Source organism: Candidatus Omnitrophota bacterium (assembly GCA_018894435.1).
Classification (GTDB): domain Bacteria; phylum Omnitrophota; class Gorgyraeia; order JAHIPI01; family JAHIPI01; genus JAHIPI01.
This window is the reverse complement of sequence record JAHIPI010000051.1, coordinates 1-2522: the sequence shown is the minus strand read 5'-3', so window position 1 is coordinate 2522 and position 2522 is coordinate 1. Positions and strand designations below refer to the sequence as shown.

The following is a 2522-nucleotide window of genomic DNA, read 5'->3' as shown; positions in this document are numbered from 1 at the left end:
TTAGACATTGGATCGCTATCATTAAGCTATAGTTTTGAAGTCGTATCGATTTTGCCAGCCGTTAATCCTCCAGAAGTTCCTTCGGCGCTGAACCTTGTCGGTACAATCTATGAATTAGAAGCGCCTGGAATAAATTTCACTGAGCCGGCCGATACGACAATTTCATATTCGGATAGCGAGATAACGGGTCTTGATGAACAGAAACTAGGGATTTATGAATGGGACATATTGTCCCAAAGATGGAAATATATTCCCACAGCGATCGATACCGATAATAATATCCTCACAAGCCAAATTTTACATACCCCCCTATTCAGAGCGTATTACGCTGTATTCTGCGATAACACCATACCACAAGCGCCGGTTCTTTATCAACCGCTTTCACCATCAAATAAATTGTCTTGTGTAATATATGGAGAGACCGAAGCCGAAACTACGGTTGAAGTATTTGTTAACGGACAATCTCAGGGCGTATCAGAGCTGTCTCGAAACGATTGGTTTGCTAAAGAGGTAACGTTGAATGAGGGTTTAAATCACATTACTGCAAAAGCTGTTGATATAGCTGGGAATATAAGCGCTTCATCCGAACAAGTGGATATCGAAGCTATATTAGGTCCGCCTACCGCGGTTAGCGGCATAGGTGGCTATGAGAGCGATTTTTCAACTGCCGTTACAACCACACAAGCAGGAAATCGTTTATATATAGAACTTATAGGCGAAGATTCGGATCCTGCTACGATTAATACTACAACCGTATTAGTAAAGTCAAGTATTACTGACACAACTGGTATATTAGTAACCTTAACGGAAACAGGCCCTAATACCGGGACATATAGAGGAGTAATATATATTGGGCTAGAAAGCAATGCTCTAACACGAACAGTAGGCGCCTTGGATAATGAAACGATAATCATCTCTTCAATTGTTGATCCAACCAAGGAGATGACTATAAGTGTAGATGATACTACGCCGCCAAGCGTACCTTCGATATATTCGTCCACCGATCCTTCAATTTGCCAGAACACATTCGAGGATAACTTAGGAGACTGGCGAAATAGAAGCGGAATAAGTGGGGCCACTGTTTATCAGGACGGCAGCACATCTCTAACGGGAAAGTTCTCAGCCCAGATAGTTAATACTCACGAAGGCGGAGATTTTTCATGTTATGTTTTGGAAGATAGTTTTGATCCTGCACAATATCCTATAATGAGCTTTGATTATAAGATACCGGAAGGGGTGAAGACCAATTTTAGGGTAAAAGTAAACGGTGTCTGGGATGAAATACGGTTTACAGACGATCCTAATGAAGTAGGTTCTTCAATAGAAACAATAGGAGAGGTTGAAGATGTGATTGCCGATAATGAATGGCATCATGCTGAGATTGATTTGCTGAGGTTGCTTGAAAACCAGTATCCCGGCGCACCCTCTTTTACAGTTACTGAAATAATAATGGGCGAGTGGGATATGGATTACTGGTATTCAACAATACCGGGAGGTAATAATGCGGCAGGCGCTGCCTATTGGATTGATAATTTTATAATTACAAAATCCGTAACTCAACCGTTTGGAATTAATTGGGTTATGCCTAGTGGAGAACCAGCCGCAGCAGGATACAGTTACTCAATAGATCAGTTGGCAAATACCGTACCTGATAATGTAAGTGAAGGTACCGCTATTTCTACAACATATAATGGTCTGGCAGATGGAACCTGGTATTTCCATATAAGGGCTAAGGATAGCGCGGGTAACTGGTCAGATGCGAACCACTATATGATTTTGAAAGATGATACTCCGCCGCGAGTAAGTTCACCATATCCTGCGAACGGGGCTATAAGCGGAAGCCCAATTATAACCCTTTCAATTAGTGATGATCCTGGCCTTGGCGTGGATAAGAAAACAATAAAGTTTAAAGTAGAAGATGCGATCTATGAGGTATTTAGTCCAGCCTTATATTATAACTCTACGTCCCAGATCTTAACATTCTCACCTTATAGAATAAGTCCAGCGTCTTTAGTTTTTACCGATGGCCAAGAGATAAATGTAAGTTTGCTCGAGGTTAGCGATAAAGCCGGAAATGCCATTCCATCGCCTTTTAGCTGGTCATGGATCTATGATGTAGATTTAGATACCACTCCACCGGAGGCACCCGAAGTCCTATATCCAAAATCTCACATTGTAAATTCAGGGAAAGTCGTATTTACCTGGATAGCACATGACACAAGCGGTATTGAGGGATACTCCTTTATCTTGGACGAGGAACCCAATACGATAGTTGATGATGTTATCGAGGGCCAAGTTATGCAGCAGGTTTATGATTTAACGGAAGGATTGTATTACTTCCATGTTAAAGCGCTTGACAAGGCAGGTAATTGGAGTGAGATTACGCATTTTGAGCTTCGTGTGACGCCTAACGAGTTACATGTAGATGATTTTAATGACGGCACAAAACCGAATCTTTTAGGCGGTGATATGGGCGTGTTTGACTCTCAGGATGGGAGTTCCTGCATGACAACTTATATTGA

The 2522-nt window shown here is 41.8% G+C and carries 1 protein-coding gene; it reads left to right on the top strand.

The window, feature by feature from the left end; genetic code table 11:
* Positions 1 to 51: 51 nt before the first annotated feature.
* Positions 52 to 2522, top strand: a 2471-nt coding sequence (locus KKI13_03815; GenBank protein ID MBU4488175.1) for a hypothetical protein, incomplete at its 3' end; no start/stop codon positions are given.